Below are 18,144 nucleotides of genomic sequence, written 5' to 3'. Positions count from 1 at the left end.
CTCGAACGCGTCCTTCTGCGGTGGTATGAAGGACCGGCATTTTTGGATGCACAGAGACGATATATTAACGCTGTTGGAAAAGCTTGGATTCAGCGACATCCTAGTCAAGGATCAGGATTTCGGCCATTCCGGCGGACCGTGCTTTTCTCTCCTGGCACGCAAAGCGCAGGCGGCTCCCTGACGGGAACGCATGCCGACGCTCGGCGCCTGAGAGTATTTTGGATAATCTTGACGTGTTTGAAGGCACCTATGACAATCTGACGGCTGTTGAAGGCCAACGCCTCGCTCCTGCCTGCAAGCTTGAGACGCCGGAGGGCATCCGTGCTGTTTAATCTCGAATATGATCGGGGCACAGTTCTGGAAGGCTATCTCATTCCGGACGGATTTTCCGATCTGCCGCATATCAGGGTATCGGATGCGGATGGCGAGCTGATGGTCTTGCCCTGCGATCAGATCAAGCAAGCGGTGGTGGATTCGGGTCGACATGAGAATGGGCGGGTCGGCTTCAAGCTAAATGCATCGATCATTCCGGATATTGCCGAGCGAAATACGCTCATGATCCACGATGCCAAGTCCGGCTTGCTGATCTATCGGCGGCCGCAGGTGTCGCGACTGGTCCCGTTGAAGATCCTGCGGCTGGAGACCCAACTCCTGCCCATGGCCAAGTTCGACTATCACTGCGGCCGCCATTTCCAATATGAGCTGTCGTCCGTGGAACGCTTCGGCCATGAAACCGCGCTGCAAGCCTTTCATCTCAATGCCATCCAGTCGATCTACATCAGTGGGCGGCTGCTGCTGCGGAATTATGAGGAGTTTCTCGACAAGGGATTCAAGGCCATCGTTCTGCTTACGGACCCATATTACGAATTGGCCCTGCGCATATTCCTTTTGAAACGAATGGCAAAGACCCAGATCTCCTTCTTCGGCGACCGAGACAGGATCATCCTGGCGCCTGCGGCCGAACACTTCGCCGACGTCAATCTCGAAAGCGAGGCGTCCCTTAAATCGGCGCTCAAGAAAGCATCGCAGAACGTCAGAAACGTTCTGCTGTCCCCCGTTACCCGCCAACTGGTCGCGAAAACCCCGGAGCAACTCGTCACGCGCGGCGATGTCGCCGCGGCGGTCGACCTGCTGTCGCGTTTCACCATTGTCGGGCACGATGCCGACAGCCTTCACTTTCAGGACGCGATCGGTGAGCTGCTTGGCATCTCCGTAGGCGATCTTCCACTGCTCTCGCGCCATACCGCCCTGGAGGACGTTGCGACGCGATTGCGCTCATTGCATATTGCCGAACTGATACTCGAGGAAGATTTGATTTTTGATCATTATGTGCGTGAGGCGATGAAACCCACCGCGCCGGAATTGCGGAACACGAATGCAAGCCGACATGCCCAAAATAGCCATTGAAGAGACAATCGATCAGCCACATCCGCGGGTAAAACCGGCACGTCATATCCTGCCGTCATTGTTTCGACGCAGGGTGCCGGAACGGCTCCGGCCCAATGATCTGGAAGACATCGAGTATTTGCCGGTACCTGGCACGCACGACCCCGTGCCCCAAGCCGGCGGCAAGCCGCCGCTCCGACTCATCAGCTTCCTGTTGATCGTTATCCTGCCGTTTCTGGCGAGCTTGATCTATTACGTCTTCATTGCTTCGGATCAGTACGTTGCCGAAGCCCGTTTCGCCGTCCGCGCGCTCTCCGGCACCAGTTCGGATGACAAGGGCGACGGCAGCGGCGGATCCGAGAGTGGCGGCGGGGCGTCAGGCCTTCTCAACATGCGCTCCGCCTCACAGGATGCCTATGTCGTCACGAGCTTCATTCACTCCACCGAGATCCTCAGACGGATCGGTGAGAAACTCGACTATCGATCCATGTTCGCGCGGCAGGATGCGGATTTTATATCTCGATTTCGCTCTTCGGAATCCGATGAGGAGTTTCTGACCTATTGGCAAAACCATGTCAGCGCCTACATCGACGTGTCTTCCGGCATCATCACCTTGAAGGTGCGTGCATTCACGCCGGATGATTCCGTAAAGCTCTCCGACGCCATCATTCAGGAGAGCGAATCGCTGATCAACGAGCTCTCGCAGCGCGCACGCAACGATATCGTGCAAAGCATGCGGGCGGATGTCGAAAAGAGCGGGAAAGCCTATAGCGATACCCTGGCCGCGCTCAATCAGTTCCAACATCAATCCGGGCTTCTCAGCCCACAGACCCAGGCCAAAGACAGCAGTACACTGCTAACGGGATTGCTTGCGCAGAAGCTCGAATTCGAAACACGCCTGTTCGTGATGAAGCAGTCGCATGCCGAGGGGTCTCCGACCTATCAGCAGCTCAGCCTTGCCTTGCAAAGCCTTGACGCTCAGATCGATAAGAAGAAAGCGGAGCTCACCGGGCCGGAAAATGCGAGCCTTGCCCAAGCGCTGTTGGAATACTCCAAGCTCGACACAGACCGGATGATTGCGGAGAAGCTCTATGAGGCCTCCCAAAGGAATTACGACGCAGTGCTTGCGGAAGCACTGCGCAAGACGCTCTATTTGGCCGTCTTCGTAAAGCCGGCGCTTCCGGACGAAGCCATATTTCCGCACCGCGTCACCACACCGCTGATCATATTGCTTGGTTTGGCGGTTCTCTGGACCACCCTTTCATTGATTTGGGCGTCGGTGGAGGATCATCGGATATGAGAAATACGCGATGATCCGCTTCAAGAACGTGTCGAAACACTTCAAGACGCAGAATAGCAAGAAAGTCATCCTGGATCGTGTGAGCTGCGAATTCATGCCTGGCTATTCCTATGGTCTGCTCGGCGTGAACGGCGCTGGAAAGTCCACGACGATGCGGATGATCGCCGGCACCATGCTGCCAAATTCAGGCAAGATCACCAAGGACGTTCGGGTGTCCTGGCCGCTGGGCCTTGCCAGCGGCTTCAATCCTTATATGACCGGCCGTGCCAATCTTCACTTCGTCGCCCGCGCCTATGGAGAGGATGTCCGGCGAGTTTCCCGGTTTGTCGAAGAGTTCGCCGAACTTGGCGACTACATCAACGCGCCGGTGCGCACCTATTCTTCGGGCATGGGCGCACGATTGGCCTTCGGGCTCTCCATGGCGATCGAATTCGACTGCTATCTTGTCGATGAAGTTCTGGCCGTGGGCGACGCCCGGTTCCAGGAACGCTGTCGCATCGCATTTGAGAGCCGGCGGAAATATTCCGACGTGATCATGATCTCGCACAGCATGAGCATGATCAAACAGCATTGCGACAAGGGAATGGTGCTCGTCGATGGCAGGCTTATGGTTTTCGATCAGGTCGAGCAGGCCATCGAAGCGTACTACAGATTGAACAGATAAGATGCGACGGATTGTCAACAAGGTCCCATATGGCTCACGATACCGGAAAGACGTCTGAAACTGTTCAGCTCAGCGCGATCCAGCACAGCCGCGATGTTGCCGCGAAACTGTCGGTGACTGCGCGAAAGTTGCGCTTTTCGACATCGAAGCGAAGCCAGTTTTACAAAGCAGTCGGATTGCGCCCCCGCCCGCTGGAGCAAATTCTCAGCAGAGCGATACTGGCTTCCACGCTATTGCTTCTTGTCATCCCAAACGCCGCTTCGATCTATTACTTTGCGCGTATGGCCTCGGATCAATTTCAGTCCGAAACGCGCTTTACCGTCCGGTCGTCGACGCCGGCGCTCGGCAAGGACCAACTGGCCAAGGTAACCGGCTTGCCATCGGCACAAATCGTTCAGGATACCCAAATCGTTACCAATTTCATCGCCAGCAAGGACATGGTGACTGCTCTCCAGGCCAAGATCGACTTCCAGACACTCTACGGAAACGCGGAAATCGATCCGTTGGCGAGGCTGAAGCAGGATGCGTCATCGGAAAAGATGCTCGACTATTGGAAGGATATGGTCTCCGTCAAAACCGACCCCAACAGCGGTATCGTGACGGTCAAGGTCCGTGCCTTTTCGGCGACCGATGCGCAGAAGCTGTTGCAAGAGGTTGTTGCGGCTTCCGAAGCCGTGGTCAACGATGTCAACAACCGCATCTGGCGTGATGTCATCACCACCGCTCAAACCAATTTGGACAATGCGAAGAATCAACTGCAGACAACGCGGCAGAAGCTTCAGCTCGCCCGCAACCAAACGGGCGTCCTCAGTGTCGAGGGATCATCGGCAATCCTCACGGGCCTGATAACCAGCGTTCAGACCGACAAGGTCAATCTTCAGCAGAAATACGATGCTTTGGTCCGGACGGTATCGCCCAATGCGCCGCAAATGAAGGTTCTGAAGCGCGAAATCGACAGCAAGGAAAAGCAACTGCAAGATCTGAACAGCCAGGTGGCGGGGCAGAATAAATCCGAGCAGAACCTTGCCGACGTGTCGGTCGAGATGTCTCAGCGGGAGTTAGAACAAAGCCTGGCCGAACAGCAATTCGCCACAGCCATGAAAACGCTGGAGCAAGTGCAGTTTGTCAGCAAGCAACAGCTTCTCTATCTCGACACGTTTCTTGCCCCCGATCTGCCGGACGAAGCGGAATATCCGAAACGAGGGCTTTGGATCGGCGGCATTTTGGCGGCGACCCTGTTAATTTGGGGCATTGTCGTCGGCGTGCTGACCACAGTGCGAAATCGTTTGGGGTGATCACGCTTCAACCACCCATGCAAAGTCTGCGCAGCGCCATCTACGGATTGATACCCAGACCGCAGCCTTCGGCCGCGTCCGGTATTCGCCCGCCGGCAAAACGGCTGCTCATCCTGTCGCGATACCCCAATCCCAGCGTCAGCTATTATCTGGATGAGCGAAGCAAGGCCCTTGCCGATATTCCCGTCATCCTGAAGGGGCTCGACGACGGATTGGGCGACGTCGATTGCGAAGGGCTTTTCGTCATCATCTGCCGCTATATCAAGGCGCCGCAATTGCGCTGGCTGGAGCAGAGGCATGGACGCCTGGCGGGGATAGCCTATTTCGTTGACGACGATATCCCCGCCGTTATCGCGGGCGACGAAGCCAGTTGGCCCTATAAATTCAGGCTGCTCAATTTCGCCATCCGGCCACTCCCGCGCCTCAACCGATTGCTGACCCACCTTTGGGCATCCACTGAGCACCTAGCTGGGACGCTCACAAACTCGGACCATAAGGTCGACATTCTCGCACCCATGCCGGCGCAGCCCTCTCAGAAATCACCCGCCATGATCGGTGAAACGGCTGCGTCGCTAAAGATGGTCTATCATGCGACCGGCATTCACCGTCATGAGCACGAGTTCCTGATGCCGATCGTCAGGTCTGCCATGAACAAGCATAAGAATTTGCATTTCGAAGTCTTTGCCGATGGCGACCTTGCGCGTCGATGGCGTCGTCAGGGCATTGAACCGGCTAGGATGACGGTAAGCCCGCAGTTACCGTGGTCGTCCTATCTCGCGAGGACCACCAATCATGGTGCCGACATTGCCTTGGCGCCGCTCCTGGCGGGAAGGACCAACGACAGCCGCGCAGACACCAAGCGGATCGATATAAGCCGCATGGGGGCCGCCGCCATATTTTCCCGATGCGCGACATTCGCGCGTTGCGCCGTCGCCGGAGAGATTCACATCGGCAACACAGCCGAGGAATGGCTGACGGCAATCGACCAGCTTGTGGAGGATGGGCATCGGCGAGAGATCGCGTTCAATGCCACACTACAGTCCCTGGAAAAAATGCGACAGAGCGCGACGCTGGCATTTCCAGGCATACGTTTCGATGGGTTCGGTGATACGGCTTGATGGCCGGCCGTTGAGGCGCTATCCGCTGTTGGGATTTGGATATCAAGACATCAATGACACTTAAGATTTTACCCAACGACGATCTTGAACGCGCGATTTCTGCCGGTGCGAATTCCAATCTTTGGAAATCCCTTGGCGACGATCCTGCCTTCGAAATTCGATTCGCACCGGTCCGGAAAAGGCTTGTCGTTATTCATATAGCCAGCACCGATGAAGCCATCGACCCGAAGTTCTACGTCAATCGCGGTCGCGGCTTTCGGGAAAAGGATGCGGTCACGCTGTCGGCGGGGAGACGCTTCATTATTACGGCGGATGTGGGAGCCGTCGGAACCATCTGCTCGCTGCGCGCCGACCCCGCAAGTTTCCCCATCACCTTCAGCTTCGACGTTGCTGCCTTTTCTTCGGCGAAATCGGCCGAGAAGCATATTTCAACTCTGCTCGGCACACATGGGCAGGCAGAGCGGGTCGATCTCGGCAAACTTGCGCAATATTGGACGAAAATGCCGAAGCTGCCCTTCGGCAAGCGTTCGCCGAGCGCGGCGATACAATATGCGGAGGCGAGCTATCGGCTTGCTGCCGATCTTGCAGCATCACCCGTTTCCTCGACGGCGGGAGTGTGGCTCAGCGTTGTCGTTCCGGTCTACAACGCTCCCTCACGCTATCTCGACGATCTCATAAGCTCCTTCGAAGCACAAAGCGAAGCGGGTACGGAACTCATTCTGAGTGACGACGGCTCGACCTCGCCGGAAACGCGGCGATGGTATGAGACGCAAAAATCGAGGAACAACGTCCGTTTCGTTCTGAACGAGAAAAACGGCGGCATAGCGATCGCGACCAATGCCGGGCTTTTGCAGGCGCGCGGCCTGTGGGTCGCTTTGCTGGACCATGACGACGTGATCGCTCCTCACGCCTTCAAAGTCGTGCGGCATACGTTGGAGCAGAACCCCAATGCAAACTTCCTCTATACCGACGAACTGGTTGTCGACGATAGGCTGAAACCCAAGGGCTTGATGTTGAAGCCGGCCTATGACCCCGTTCTTCTGACGGGCGTCAACTACATCAACCATTTCTCCATCTACCGCCGCAGCCGGCTTCACGAGATCGGCTATCTCCGCACCGGATACGACGGTTCGCAGGACTATGATCTCCTGCTGCGCTATCTGGAAGGGCTGCCCGACAATACCGTCCTTCACCTGCCCTACCCCGCCTATTGGTGGCGGCGCAACGGCCACACCTATTCGCGGAAATTCATGGATGCCGCGACCGCCAATGCCAGGAAGGCGATCGTGGAACGATTTGAGCGTCAAAAGCAGCCCATTCATGTCGAGGAGGCCTTGACGAATACCCTGCATCGCGTGGTGTTCGAACGTTCGGAGACTTCATGGCCGAAGATCTCCATCATTATTCCCAGCAAGGATAGTTTCGACCTGATTTCCCGCGTTCTGAAGGATATCTTCGAGCAAACGGACTATGACAATTTCGAAGTGCTGATCATCGACAACGGTTCTTCGGACAAGGCCGTGCTGGACCTTTACGAGCACTACCGCGAAACGCAGCCGACGTTTTCCGCGACGATCACGCCCGAACCCTTCAATTTCTCCCGTTCGATCAATCGCGGTTTGCGCGCCGCCAAAGGCGAGCACTATCTGATCCTCAACAATGACGTCGAGATTATCGAGCCGGGCTGGCTGAAGGAGATGGTGGCCTGTCTCGCTTTCGAAAAGACCGGCATTGTCGGCGCCAAGCTTCTCTATCCGAACGACAAGATCCAGCATGCCGGCGTCCTCGTCGGCTTCGGCGGACTGGCGGGTCATTGGTACATGAACAAGCCCCGGGATTTCGGTGGCCCGATGAACAGGCTGCATGTCCGCAATTCGATGAGCTGTGTGACCGGGGCGGTGATGCTGATTTCCGGCGACTGTGCCGAAGCAATCGGCACGTTCGACGAAGAAAATTTCGCCGTCGCCTACAACGACGTCGACTATTGCCTGCGCGCCCACAAGGCCGGGTTTCGCATCATATGGACGCCATTCGCCTGCCTTTACCACCATGAATCGGTTTCACGGGGATCGGACAAATCGGGAGAACGGAAGAAACGATTTGAACGGGAGAAAGACAATCTGCGCCGGCTGCATGGGACGCAGACGTTTGAAGACCGCGCGATCAATCCAGCCTATAGCCGCGATAAATCAGACCCGAAGATCTTGATGCCAACGAAGCTGCGCATTCCATCGATGTAAGGTCTCGGCTGCTATCCCATCCAAACCACCGCGAGCCGCTTTTATCCGCGATATTGCTCTTCGGTTACATATTCCATCCAGTCGGCGGCCTTGCCGTCCTGCATTTCCTGAATGGCGATATGCGTCAGCGCGGTGTCCGGCCCGGCGCCGTGCCAATGCTTTTCGCCCGGGGCAAACCAGAGCACATCGCCGGCATTGATCTCGCGGATTTCGCCGCCCCAGCTTTGCGCAAGTCCCCTGCCGGAGGTCACCACCAGTGTCTGCCCGAAGGGATGTGTATGCCAGGCTGTGCGGGCGCCAGGATCGAAGCTGACATTGACCACCTGAACACGGGCCGGTGCCTGCGCCTGCATCAATGGTTCCTGGCGCACGCTGCCGGTAAAATACTCGGCCGGCGCATTGAAGGACGGACGCGATCCATTGGGCTTGATCTCCACGGCGTTTCTCCTGCTTCCACCAGCGCAGCGCCTGCCGCGCCTCGTTCTCTGCCGCAAGCCTATGCCATTCGATGACGTCATCCAAGCGACAACGCCGATGTCGGCGCTTTACAGTTGGATCAGGTCCAAGTCCTTGCCGATCTCCCGTTTGGCAATCTCGACCAGGCTCATTTCATGGGTGAAGAGAATAGTCTGGAAACGCTCCGCCGTGCCGGCGAGCGCCTTCAGGCCGGCGCTGGCGCGGTCATCGTCGAAGGTCTGGAAGATGTCGTCGACGATCAACGGCGCGGGCTCGTTGCGGGAGGAATAATCTTCGAGGAAGGCGAGCCGCAGCGCCAGATAAAGCTGATCGCCGGTCCCCTCGCTCAAGCCATCCAGCGGCACGCGCTCGCCACCTGAGCGCTCCGCCAGCAGTTGCAGCGCATCCCTCTCGTCATGTTCCTCGACCAGTCGCGCGAAGCGGTGGCCGGTCAGCAAGGAGAACAAATCCCCTGCCCGCTTGATGACCGGATCGGCCTGCCGCTCGCGATAGGCCTCCATCGAGCTTGCCAGCATCCGTGCCGCGAGTTTCAGCACCACCCATTGCCGCGCAAGGTCCTTGGCCTCCTGCTCGGCGGAGAGCTTCTCGAAGACGGCATGTTCGGCGCTGACACCGGTTTCCAGCGCACGCTGCTGGCGCTGGTTTTCCGCGTGGCGCGCCACCAGCTCGCCATGGGCGGTGAATTGCCGGAGATCTTCGGCGGTCAGCCGCTCGATTTCCAGCTCCGCGGCGATGCGCTCGAAGCCGGCGAGCTGCGCGCGGCTCTCATCCTCGCTGCCGCCATCGGCCTGCTGGCGGAAACGGTCGCGGCTTTCCATCAGCCTCGTGTTCAGCCGGGCACGTTCGCGCAGGCGCGACAGCAATGCCGGCAGATCGGCATCCTCGGGCAGATCGGCAGTCAGACGAGCAAGATCAGCCACCACCGTTGCAAGCGCGTCACTGCAGCGGAGGGCCTGTGCCTCGGCGCGCTGACGCTCCTCATCGAGCTGGTCGCGCTTCTTCTGCTCACCGCGCGCCCCATTGGCACGAGCGTGCAGCGCCTCGGCCGCGGCGTCCGGCGGCAGGTGGTCGAGTTCATAGCCGGCGGTTGCGGCAAGTGTTGCAAGCCGACGCTCGAAATCGGCCATGTCGCGGCGCATGCCGCTGACACGGCGTTGACGATTGTCATGCTCCGCCAAGACATCCGGCAGTTCCATCCATGCCTTCAAGGCAGCGGCAGCCATCTCCAGCGTCGCATCTGCGGGAAGACCGAACGGGAGGACAGCTTTACCAAACGCGTCGCGCCAACCGGCCTGCCGCCGCTCGATATCTTGGCTCTGTTCACCAAGACGCGTCAGCCGGTCGCGCGCCGAGGCGATCTCGCCTTCGCGCGTGCGACTTTCATTCCAACGCTCCGAAAGCAGGCGAAGATGTTTTCGCAACCCTTCCGCCATGGCGCCTGACGGTAGCCGGCCGCTCTTATAGCCGGTGGCGTCGGCGATATCTTTTAGCGCCGGAGACACACGCGCTTCGGCACGGGCAGCTTCATCCCGCTCGTCCACCAGATCGCGCAGAGCCCGACGCTCGCGGAACAACCCTTCAACCGCGCGCCGCCATTCCAGCATGGCCGCTGGATCGAGCGCGGCGATACCGCAGGGCTCGAAGAGCGCGGCAAAGGTGGCGAGCGCTTTTGCGGATTTCTCTTCGCACTGTTGCAGTCGCTTTGCGGCCGCCTCACGCTCCTGCTGCAGCCGCGCGCGGCGCAATAGATTATCCGCATGGCGAGAAACACGGTCCGCATCACTCAGCGCCGCATCGGCCAGCCGATCCGCTTCCGCAAGGCTCGTCGTGAACCTGGCGATGGCTTTTCCATCGGGAGCCGGTCCACCATCCGCCAGCCCGTCGCGGATCGATTGCCATAGGCCATCGCGAGCATTGCGTGCGCCGGCGATCTGTTCACGTGTGACGATCGGGCCCGTGCGCTCAGCATCCTCCAGCGCCTGCTCGATCTCAGCCAACTGCTCATCATGGAGGCGCACCTTGTCGGACGCCTCACGCAGGCTGCCGCGGGCAGCATCGATAGCCTCGCGATGCGTGGCGATCTCGGCACTGTCCGGCAGCGGCGCGGAAAATAGCGCCTCGACATCGGCAACAGGAGGACGCAGGCGGGCAGCGGCCTCGCCAAGGTCTGCCTCGGCACGGCGGATATGCGTCTCCAACGCGTCGAGACGGGCAAGAGCGGTTAGATCACCGGTCAGTGACTCCAGTTGGTCGACGTGGGGCCGGGGATCGATCAAACGGCCGGCAAGGCCATCCCTCTCCAGCGCCACGAGCTGCCCGCGCTCGCTGTCCAATTGCTCTGCAATTGCCTGGGCACGGAGCAGCAACCGCCTGCCCTCTTCCACCAGTTCCGAGAGGCGCGCGCGGTCGGCATCGCTCGGTTGCCGTTTTTCCAATTGCGCAACATCTGAAAGGCCGAGGCGGCGGGCAAGCTGTGCGAGCTCCGCATCATAGCTCGCCAACTCCTGATCGACACGCGGCAGGTCATGGCGCTGGCTGCGATAATTGCCGCTATCGGCAAAAAGCTGCGTGATGTCGTTCGATATCCGCAGCAGCGTTTCGTCTATCTCAATCAGCGACAGCTCTTCGCCGGTGCGTGCGGCCAATTGCTGGGCACGGCGCAGCTCGTCCTCGGCGGCGCGCTTGTCGCTCAGGCTTCGCTCCAGTCGATCCGCAAAATTGTCCGGTAAAACCGAGAGATCAGCGAGGCGGTCGAGAGCTGCGATCTCGCCATCGATTTCGGCCAGCAGCGGCTGCAGCGTCTTCAATCTCTGCAGCCGGTCTAGCGCCTGACGCGTCTGGCGACGCAGGTCCTGCAGGCGCTCCAATTCGCCTTCCAATTCGACGGCTTCCGCCAGCAACTTCTTCCAGTCACCGGATTTGAGCTCATTGTCGCGTTCGGCCCTACGGGCCTCGTCATGGCGGTCCAGAGCGCGGTAGAAACTGCGATCCTTCGACCGCCGCTGGGCATAGATGCCGTCCGCTTCACCATCGAGAGACTGCCGCAGCCGCGACAGGCCGGTGAGGCCCGAGGCGGCGGAAAACAACAGGCTGCCGATCTCGCCGCCGCTGCGCAGCATGGCCGTCGCGCCTTGCCGCAATCGGAGAGAATCGAGCCCGAAAGCGCGCTCGAAGACATCGCGGCTCAAATGGCCGAGGAACGGCGCCAAGGCATCTTCCGCAAGTGGCCCCTCCTTGTCGTCGGGGGCGAGCAGAGTGTTCTTGCGCCCGCGGCGGCGGCGGAAAGCCAGCGACGCACCATCCCGCGCGCTGATTGCAGCGCCGACACGAAGGCTCGTCGGCTCATGCAGGAAGCTTTGTTCGGCGGCAACGGGAAAGCCGAAAAGCAGATCCGAAATGGCACTGAGCGCCGAGGATTTCCCCGCCTCGTTCGGCCCATAAATCACATGCAGTTTCGCACCTGCACGAAAATCGAGCGTGCGGTCGGTGAGCGCGCCGTAGCGGAGAATGTCGAGCCGATCGAAGCGCATGGGTCAGCCTGCCCCCTGCCCGCGCGCCAGCAGCAATTGCCGCGCCTCCTCGATCAGCATCTCGATGGTGTCGTCAAGCGGCAACTCCGCTGCGCCGAGGCCGGAGGGCAAGCGCATCGCGATTTCGCCAACGAGCCTTTGCGCTTCCGCGACGATATCCGCATCACCGGCATGTTCGGCCAGCAATTGGCCGAGATCGAGCGTGCCGTTGGCCTCGACAGCGCTTGCGACAGGTGGCTCCAGGCGCAGTTCTAGCTTCTCCAGCCAGATATCCTCATGCACGCGATGGCAGGCGGCCTCGACCTCGTCGCGCCATTGCCGGCGATTGGCGGCAATGGCGCCCTGCAACGGCGTGATGCCCGATAGCCGAACGCGCAGCGCCGTCATGCGTCCCGCCATGTCACCGGCAAGTGGCTGCACCGCCTGCTCGACGCGGCGCAGGATTGCGGCCTGATCGTCCTCGGGATCGACGGCAATATCGGCCTGCGCAAACCGCGCCTCGTCGACGATCAAGCGTTCGTGGCTGACGCAGCCTTCCTCGACCGTGACCAGCACGGCGCCCTTTGCCCCGCGCTCGCGAATGCTGCGGCCCTGCAGGTTGCCCGGAAAAACCACCAGCGGGTCGTTTGCCACCACCTCATAGTCGTGCACGTGGCCAAGCGCCCAATAATCGTAACCGCGCGAACGCAGATCATCGACCGAACACGGCGCGTAAGGCGCGTGCGGCTCGCGGCCGGTGAGCGAGGTATGGAGAATGCCGATATTGAACCAGCCGGACACGGGCGCCGGATAGGCAAGCGCCAGATTATCGTTGGCAGAGCGCTCGGCAAAGCCCTGCCCGTGCAGCGCTACCTGCAACCCATCCAGCCTGACGGAGCCGGGCTTGTTGGTCGGGAATTCATGGACATTGGCTGGCAGGGTAATGGTCTTGGTGATGACGCTCGCCGCGTCGTGATTGCCGCGTAGCAGATAGACCCGGATGCCGGCCCGCTCCAGCCGCGCCATTTCCCGATTGAAGAACAGGCCGATCTTGTTGTCCTTCCAATCGCCGTCATAGACATCGCCAGCGATAAGGAAGAAATCGACCGCTTTCTCGATCGCCAGCCCCACCAGCGTCGAAAAGGCCTTGCGGCTCGCTTCCACGAAGACGGCGGCGATAGCAGCATCTTTCAACGCCAGCCCCTGAAAAGGACTGCCGAGATGCAGATCGGCGGCGTGGATGAAACTGAAAGAGGGCATAAGCTCCGGTCATCGTCAGATATCTGGCACCTTCTTTTTACGGAAATACGGGGCCGATGAACACCATGCGGGAGAGGTCATCCAACGCTTTCATCTATTGCCGGGTCCTGTCATGCTCCTATGTCACGCGATTGCGATCTTGCAATGTCGCCCCAGGCTTGTCCGCACTCTGAGCGGCTGGTAGTGCCTTGGCATTTCATCACGAACGGAGACAATTCCATGAAACACGATGCTTTTGGCCGCACGCCCTTTATCGTTACAAATGTCGGCTTCGGCGCCTGGCAAATCGGCGGCGCCTGGGGTGATGTCAGCGAGGCGGACGGCCGCGCCGCCTTGAATGCTGCGCTCGACGCCGGCATGACCTTCATCGACACGGCCGACGTCTATGGCGACGGCCGCTCAGAAAAGATCATCGCAGACGTGTTGAAGGCGCGCGGCGGCACGCACCCGATGGTCGCGACCAAAGCCGGCCGTCGACTCAACCCGCACGTCGCCGACGGCTATAACAAGGCCAATCTCGAAGGCTTCATCGACCGCAGCCTGAAAAACCTCGGCGTCGACAGCCTGGACCTCGTGCAGTTGCATTGCCCGCCGACAGAGGTGCTCTACCGCCCCGAAGTCTTTGCCGGCCTTGACGAGCTACAGAAGACCGGAAAGATCAAGGGCTACGGCGTCAGCGTCGAGAAAGTCGAGGAGGCGCTGAAGGCGATCGAATATCCGGGCGTGCTCAGCATCCAGATCATCTACAACATCTTCCGCCAACGCCCGGACCACCTGTTCTTCAAGGAAGCCAGGCGCAAGAACGTTGCGGTCATTGCCCGTGTGCCGTTGGCCTCCGGCCTGCTTTCCGGCAAGATCACCCGCGATACCCAGTTCGCCAGCGACGATCATCGCAACTTCAACCGCCACGGCGAGGCCTTCGATGTCGGTGAGACCTTTGCCGGCGTTCCTTTTGAGGTCGGCCTGCAGGCGGTCGAAGAAGTGCGCAAGCTGGTTCCGGCGGGCGCCAGCATGGCAGCGTTCGCACTGCGCTGGATCCTGATGAGCGAAGCAGTCACCGTCGTCATCCCCGGTGCGCGCAATGCCGAGCAGGCCAGAGCCAATGCGGCAGCCGCCAATCTTGCGCCGCTTTCGGCCGATGTCATGGCGGCAACGCGCGAGATCTACGAACGTCTGATCGCCCCGCACGTTCATCACCGCTGGTAACGATAGGAGTTTCTAGGAAAACGCATGGCCGGGTGCAGATCCGGCCGCAGATTTTTTGTCCCAACGCTTCTTTGATCGCCCTCTGGAATTCCGAGCCTCCACTACGCCAGCAATTGAGATTGCCGGGCAGCGAAAGTGGTGCATAAATCACGATCGGACATCAGGAAATGGGGGCTACAAGCACCCTCCAGGCGGGATAGGGAATTGATATGATTGTTCGTTCTTGGCGGGCCGTTGCTGGCTCTGACGAGGTGCTGGCAGCTTATGCGAAGCATCTTGAGACGACCACCTTTGTTGAAATGGCGCTGCTTCCCGGCCATCTTGGGGCGACCCTCGCCCGCAGGGTTCGTGGCGAGAACAATGAGCTGGTGGTTATGAGCTTTTGGGCCGATATGGCCTCTGCCGGTCACTTTGGCAAAGGTGATTTTGACGATGCGGTGGTGAAGGCAAGTACCCAGAAGCTTTTGCGCTCCTTCGATTTGAAGGTCGAGTATTTCGAGACCGTGGTTTCGACCGGGCTCGTCTCCGGTCATGATCGCCCCCGCAGCGGCGAGTAGAGTTGGCGTACCTAGCCGAAAATAGTCATTGGTGGCATTGCTACAAAAAAGGGGGTCCGAAATGCTTCGAACCCCCTATATCCTCCGCCACGGAGCAAAAGCCCCAATAGGCGGGTGAAAACGGATCAGCCGTTGACGGCGTCCTTCAGGCCCTTGCCGGGCGTGAACTTCGGCACGTTACGAGCCGCGATATCAACTTCAGCGCCGGTGGACGGGTTACGGCCCTTCGTAGCTGCACGGTGGGAAACGGTGAAGCTGCCGAAACCTGCGAGACGAATGTCGCCGCCCTTCTTCAGTTCAGACTGGACGGTATCGAAAACAGCGTCAACAGCGGAAGCAGCGTCAGCCTTCGTAATACCGGCCTTCTCGGCCACTGCGGACACGAGCTCATTCTTATTCATGTTTCCACCCCTTTCTACTGGTATGAAACGACTCATCTTGTAAGCGGGGCGCAGAATACGAGTGCTCTAGCCCGCCGCAACCCCCAAAAGCCCTGCAAATCAAGGAAAAGCAAGCGCTGTCAAAAGCTTTTCACAAAAAAGACCGGCATTTTGCCGGTCTTTTCTGGTTTCATGTCAATTCGGCGCAAATGAGGCTCAACCACGCCTAGTGCGCGATGGCAGCACCCACATCGTCGACGCCTTCAACCGTTGCGATCACGGGCGTTTCAACGGTGCCATCCCACTCGATCGGCTCCGGTCTGCGGATCAGCGCATGCTTGATCACCTCGCCCATGCGCGATACCGGAACGATCTCCATGTTGTTCTTCACGTTGTCCGGAATCTCCGCCAGATCCTTGGCGTTTTCCTCCGGAATCAGCACCTTCTTGATGCCGCCGCGAAGTGCAGCAAGCAGCTTTTCCTTCAGGCCGCCGATCGGCAGCACGCGGCCACGCAGCGTGATTTCACCGGTCATGGCGACATCCTTGGAAACGGGGATGCCGGTCATGATCGAGACGATGGCGGTCGCCATGGCGACACCAGCCGAGGGACCATCCTTCGGCGTCGCACCTTCCGGCACGTGCACGTGGATGTCGCTCTTGTCGAAGAGCGGCGGCTGGACGCCGAAATCGACGGCGCGCGAGCGGACATACGAGGCCGCCGCGGAAATCGATTCCTTCATGACTTCCTTCAGGTTGCCGGTGACCGTCATGCGGCCCTTGCCCGGCATCATCACGCCTTCGATCGTCAGCAACTCGCCGCCGACTTCCGTCCAGGCGAGACCGGTGACAACGCCGACCTGATCGTCGCGTTCCGCTTCGCCATGGCGGAAGCGCGGAACGCCGAGATATTCGTCGATATTCGCAGCGGTGACCGCGACGGACTTGGCCTTGCCCTTGATGATCTCGGTGACCGCCTTGCGGGCGAGCTTCATCAATTCGCGCTCGAAGTTACGCACGCCGGCTTCGCGGGTGTACTGCTGGCTGATCGCCATCAGGGCGTCGTCGCTGACCGAAAATTCATTCGGCTGCAGCGCATGTTCCTTGATGGCCTTCGGCAGCAGGTGCCGCTTGGCGATTTCGCGCTTCTCGTCTTCGGTGTAGCCGGCGATACGAATGATTTCCATGCGGTCCATCAGCGGCGCAGGGATGTTCAGCGTGTTCGCCGTCGTGATGAACATCACGTCGGACAGATCGTATTCGACTTCCAGGTAGTGATCCATGAAGGTCGAGTTCTGCGCCGGGTCCAGTACTTCCAGCAGGGCCGAAGACGGATCGCCGCGGAAATCCATGCCCATCTTGTCGATTTCGTCGAGCAGGAAGAGCGGGTTGGACTTCTTGGCCTTCTTCATCGACTGGATGACCTTGCCGGGCATCGAGCCGATATAGGTGCGGCGGTGACCGCGGATTTCGGCTTCGTCACGAACGCCGCCAAGCGCCATGCGGACATACTCACGGCCGGTCGCCTTGGCGATCGACTGCGCGAGCGAGGTCTTGCCGACGCCCGGAGGGCCAACGAGGCAAAGGATCGGGCCTTTGATCTTCGTCGCGCGCGCCTGGACGGCCAGATATTCGACGATGCGCTCCTTGACCTTGTCGAGACCGAAATGATCCGCTTCAAGGATCTTCTCGGCATTGTTCAGATCGGTCTTGATCTTCGACTTCTTGTGCCAGGGGATGCCCAGCAGCCAGTCGAGATAGTTGCGCACGACGGTGGCTTCCGCCGACATCGGGCTCATCTGACGCAGCTTCTTCAGCTCCGCATCGGCCTTTTCCTTGGCTTCCTTGGAGAGCTTCGTCTTGGAGATGCGCTCTTCCAGTTCGGCCATCTCGTCGCGGCCTTCTTCGCCGTCGCCGAGTTCCTTCTGGATCGCCTTCATCTGCTCATTCAGGTAGTATTCGCGCTGGGTCTTCTCCATCTGGCGCTTGACGCGCGAGCGGATACGCTTTTCGACCTGCAGAACCGAAATCTCGCCCTCCATGAAGCCGAGCGCCTTTTCGAGGCGGCCCTTGACGCTGGTGGTTTCCAGCATTTCCTGCTTCTCGGTGATCTTGATCGACAGATGCGAAGCGACGGTATCGGCGAGCTTCGAGTAGTCGTCGATCTGGCTGGCGGCGCCAACCACTTCCGGCGAAATCTTCTTGTTAAGCTTCACGTAGCTTTCGAATTCCGAAACGACCGAGCGGCTCAGCGCTTCCAGTTCGACCGGATCTTCATTCGGCTCATTCAGGACATGGCCGAGGGCCTCGTAAAAATCCTCGCGGCCCGTATAAGTGTCGATCTCTGCGCGTGCCCGGCCCTCGACCAGCACCTTGACGGTGCCGTCTGGGAGCTTCAGGAGCTGCAGCACATTGGCTACCGTGCCGACCCTGTGGATTGCGTCCGGGGCGGGATCATCGTCGCTGGCATTGATCTGGGTGACGAGCATTATCTGCTTGTCGGACCCCATGACCTCTTCCAGCGCGCGGATGGACTTCTCCCGTCCGACGAACAGCGGCACGATCATGTGGGGGAAAACCACGATGTCGCGCAATGGCAATACCGGATAGGCAATGCTCTCATTTGCCGCAGACGTTTTCTTAGTCATGTCATTTCCTTTCCGTCGTCCCGTTCCCGGGCTCTTCTGCCGGCATGGGGGGAATTAGCCGGCTCTCTCACTTGGGTTAGAAGTGGAGCTTCACATCATTCATTT

General features: G+C 59.4%; 13 protein-coding genes. 8 read left to right on the top strand and 5 right to left on the bottom strand.

From position 1 onward, the window contains the following. Positions 1-321: 321 nt before the first annotated feature. From NXC24_RS07150 to NXC24_RS07125, 6 genes are read left to right on the top strand one after another with little or no spacing between them, the layout of a single operon-like run. Complete coding sequence (locus tag NXC24_RS07150; RefSeq protein WP_104822674.1) at positions 322-1,407, top strand: hypothetical protein; 1,086 nt, start codon at positions 322-324, stop codon at positions 1,405-1,407. Beyond that, entirely contained in the window at positions 1,388-2,686 is a 1,299-nt protein-coding gene (locus tag NXC24_RS07145; protein WP_104825051.1) for a capsule biosynthesis protein, read from the top strand. Before NXC24_RS07150 ends, NXC24_RS07145 begins: the two co-directional genes overlap by 20 nt. 10 nt (positions 2,687-2,696) lie before the next feature. After that, positions 2,697-3,350 carry an ABC transporter ATP-binding protein gene (locus NXC24_RS07140; protein WP_104822673.1) on the top strand — a complete coding sequence of 218 codons (654 nt, stop codon included), beginning with the start codon at positions 2,697-2,699 and terminating at the stop codon, positions 3,348-3,350. Positions 3,351-3,379: 29 nt separating this feature from the next. Continuing rightward, entirely contained in the window at positions 3,380-4,645 is a 1,266-nt protein-coding gene (locus tag NXC24_RS07135; protein ID WP_104822672.1) for a capsule biosynthesis protein, read from the top strand. After that, positions 4,642-5,763, top strand: a complete 1,122-nt coding sequence (locus NXC24_RS07130) for a hypothetical protein (protein WP_245463941.1) — start codon at positions 4,642-4,644, stop codon at positions 5,761-5,763. The genes NXC24_RS07135 and NXC24_RS07130 overlap by 4 nt, the downstream gene beginning before the upstream one ends. 53 nt (positions 5,764-5,816) lie before the next feature. After that, on the top strand, positions 5,817-8,003 hold the full coding sequence (locus tag NXC24_RS07125; RefSeq protein ID WP_104822670.1) for a glycosyltransferase family 2 protein: 2,187 nt from the start codon (positions 5,817-5,819) through the stop codon (positions 8,001-8,003). Positions 8,004-8,044: 41 nt separating this feature from the next. Here NXC24_RS07125 and NXC24_RS07120 read toward each other — a convergent pair whose 3' ends face one another. The 3 genes from NXC24_RS07120 to NXC24_RS07110 all read right to left on the bottom strand — a co-directional run bounded on the left by NXC24_RS07120 (position 8,045) and on the right by NXC24_RS07110 (position 13,249). Then, positions 8,045-8,440 (bottom strand): cupin domain-containing protein, encoded by a 396-nt coding sequence (locus tag NXC24_RS07120; RefSeq protein ID WP_104822669.1) that lies wholly within the window; start codon positions 8,438-8,440, stop codon positions 8,045-8,047. Positions 8,441-8,548: 108 nt separating this feature from the next. After that, positions 8,549-12,010, bottom strand: a complete 3,462-nt coding sequence (locus NXC24_RS07115) for a YhaN family protein (RefSeq protein ID WP_104822668.1) — start codon at positions 12,008-12,010, stop codon at positions 8,549-8,551. Between the two features lie 3 nt (positions 12,011-12,013). Beyond that, a complete protein-coding gene (locus NXC24_RS07110) occupies positions 12,014-13,249 on the bottom strand; it encodes a DNA repair exonuclease (RefSeq protein WP_104822667.1) in 1,236 nt (411 codons plus the stop codon). A 219-nt stretch (positions 13,250-13,468) separates the two neighbouring features. Here NXC24_RS07110 and NXC24_RS07105 point away from each other — a divergent pair, with 219 nt between their 5' ends. Then, a complete protein-coding gene (locus NXC24_RS07105) occupies positions 13,469-14,455 on the top strand; it encodes an aldo/keto reductase (RefSeq protein ID WP_104822666.1) in 987 nt (328 codons plus the stop codon). A gap of 209 nt (positions 14,456-14,664) precedes the next feature. Next, a complete protein-coding gene (locus tag NXC24_RS07100; RefSeq protein WP_104822665.1) occupies positions 14,665-15,012 on the top strand; it encodes a hypothetical protein in 348 nt (115 codons plus the stop codon). Positions 15,013-15,137: 125 nt separating this feature from the next. On the opposite strand, the gene hupB is transcribed toward NXC24_RS07100, so the two are convergent. Both hupB and lon read right to left on the bottom strand, forming a co-directional pair. Then, a complete protein-coding gene (gene hupB, locus NXC24_RS07095) occupies positions 15,138-15,413 on the bottom strand; it encodes a DNA-binding protein HupB (protein ID WP_104822664.1) in 276 nt (91 codons plus the stop codon). Between the two features lie 205 nt (positions 15,414-15,618). Next, positions 15,619-18,039 (bottom strand): endopeptidase La, encoded by a 2,421-nt coding sequence (gene lon / locus NXC24_RS07090; RefSeq protein ID WP_104822663.1) that lies wholly within the window; start codon positions 18,037-18,039, stop codon positions 15,619-15,621. Positions 18,040-18,144 lie beyond the last annotated feature (105 nt).

This window comes from Rhizobium sp. NXC24 (assembly GCF_002944315.1).
Classification (GTDB): domain Bacteria; phylum Pseudomonadota; class Alphaproteobacteria; order Rhizobiales; family Rhizobiaceae; genus Rhizobium.
The sequence above is the reverse complement of the archived record's forward strand: the minus strand, read 5'-3'. Positions and strand labels throughout refer to the sequence as shown.